The organism is Pseudarthrobacter sp. CCNWLW217 (genome assembly GCF_037203985.1).
In the GTDB taxonomy this organism is placed as follows: Bacteria; Actinomycetota; Actinomycetes; order Actinomycetales; family Micrococcaceae; genus Arthrobacter.
Genome location: NZ_JBBCBT010000044.1, coordinates 1 through 2323, shown reverse-complemented (window position 1 = coordinate 2323; position 2323 = coordinate 1). Strand labels below are relative to the sequence as shown.

The window sequence follows — 2323 nt, the reverse complement described above, 5'->3', positions numbered from 1 at the left end:
AATCCGCTCCGGGATCCGCGTGATCGTCGTTTGAATAGGATTGCTGGTCCGTCGTCGTTGGTGCTTTTTGGGGTGACTGGTGATCTTGCGCGTAAGAAGCTGATGCCGGCTGTGTATGACCTGGCGAACCGGGGGTTGTTGCCGCCGAGTTTCGCGTTGGTGGGTTTTGGGCGGCGGGCGTGGAGTGATGGGGAGTTCGCTGCTGAGGTGAAGTCCTCGGTGCAGGCTTATGCGCGGACGCCGTTTGATGAGGCGGTGTGGAACCAGTTGTCCGAGGGTGTCCGGTTTGTCCAGGGCGAGTTTGATGATGATGACGCGTTTGAGCGTCTGGGTGACACGATTGCGTTGTTGGATGAGGAGCGTGGGACGCGGGGTAATCACGCGTTTTACCTCTCGATCCCGCCGAAGGCCTTTGAGCAGGTCTGCCGTCAGTTGTCCAAGCATGGCCTGGCGCAGGCTGATGGGGAGAAGTGGCGGCGGGTGGTGATTGAGAAGCCGTTCGGGCATGACCTGGAGTCGGCGCGGGCGTTGAATGACATTGTGGAGTCGGTGTTCCCGCCGGATGCGGTGTTCCGGATTGATCATTATCTGGGGAAGGAGACGGTGCAGAACATCCTGGCGTTGCGTTTCGCGAACCAGTTGTTCGAGCCGTTGTGGAACGCGAATTATGTGGACCATGTCCAGATCACGATGGCTGAGGACATCGGCACGGGCGGCCGGGCGGGGTATTACGACGGTGTGGGTGCTGCGCGGGATGTGATCCAGAACCATCTGTTGCAGTTGTTGGCGCTGACGGCGATGGAGGAGCCCATTTCGTTTAATGCCGATGATTTGCGGGCGGAGAAGGAAAAGGTCCTGGCCGCGGTCAAGCTTCCGGAGGATTTGTCCACGCATTCGGCGCGGGGCCAGTTCGCCGGTGGCTGGCAGGGCGGGGAGCAGGTCCAGGGTTATCTGGAGGAAGAGGGCATCCCGGCTGATTCGACTACCGAGACGTTCGCCGCGATCCGGGTGGATATCCATACCCGGCGCTGGGCCGGTGTGCCGTTCTACCTGCGCGCGGGCAAGCGGCTGGGCCGGCGGGTGACGGAGATCGCGGTGGTGTTCAAACGCGCGCCGAACCTGTTGTTCCGTGACCATGGTGAGGATGACTTCGGGCAGAACGCGGTGGTGATCCGGGTCCAGCCCGATGAGGGCGCGACGATCCGGTTCGGGTCCAAGGTCCCGGGCACGCAGATGGAAGTCCGGGACGTGACGATGGACTTCGGGTACGGGCATTCGTTTACCGAGTCGTCTCCGGAGGCGTATGAGCGGTTGATCCTGGATGTGCTTTTGGGTGAGCCGCCGTTGTTCCCGCGGCATGAGGAAGTGGAACTGTCCTGGAAGATCCTGGACCCGTTCGAGGACTACTGGGCCACCCTGGACGAACAGCCCGAACCCTACGCCCCGGGGTCCTGGGGCCCCGCCAGCGCTGATGAGCTGCTGGCCCGTGACGGACGAACCTGGAGAAGGCCATGATTGTTGACCTGCCGGACACCACGACCTCGAAGATTTCCAAGAAGATCATGTCGCTGCGTGAGCAGGGCGGCGTGATCGCCCTGGGCCGGGTCCTGACCCTGGTGGTGGTGACCAAGTCCGGGCTGGAGGAAGAAGCGATCGAGGCCGCGAACGAGGCCAGCCGCGAACACCCCTGCCGGATCATCGTGCTCGCCGACGCCGGAGCGCAGGCCCCGGACCGGCTCGACGCGCAGATCCGGGTCGGCGGGGACGCCGGCGCGTCCGAAGTCATCGTGCTGCGCGGCTACGGCGAACTCGCGCACGAGTCCGAATCACTCGTCGCGGCCCTGCTGCTGCCGGACGCCCCGATCGTGGCCTGGTGGCCGCACGGGGCGCCGGAGAACGCCTGCGAAACCTCGATCGGCCGGATCGCGCACCGCCGGATCACGGACTCGGCCAACGAACCGGACCCCCAACTGGCGCTGGAGAACATCCGGTCCACGTACAAGGCAGGCGACACCGACCTCGCCTGGACCCGGCTGACCAACTGGCGGATCCAGCTCGCCGCAGTCCTGGACCAGGTCGACTCCTCCCCGGTGACCGCCGTCGCCGTCGAAGGAGCCTCCGACTCCCCCTCCACCATCCTGCTCGCAGCCTGGCTCACCCTGTCCCTGGACGCCCCCGTCACCATCGTCGCGGACCCCGCCGGGACCGGCATCCGCCGCGTCCGCCTCACCCGCCCCGGCGGCGACGTCCAACTCTTCCGCCCCGGACTCTCCATCGCCGAACTCACCCAACCAGGCCAACCCGCCCAACGCATCTCCCTGCC

The 2323-nt window shown here is 65.1% G+C and carries 2 protein-coding genes; both read left to right on the top strand.

Going from position 1 to position 2323, the window contains the following annotated elements; translation table 11 throughout:
• A partial coding sequence (zwf, locus tag V9L18_RS21945) for a glucose-6-phosphate dehydrogenase (protein ID WP_337349260.1) occupies window positions 1-1515 on the top strand: 1515 nt, incomplete at its 5' end.
• A partial coding sequence (locus V9L18_RS21940) for a glucose-6-phosphate dehydrogenase assembly protein OpcA (RefSeq protein ID WP_337349259.1) occupies window positions 1512-2323 on the top strand: 812 nt, incomplete at its 3' end. The genes zwf and V9L18_RS21940, both read left to right, overlap by 4 nt.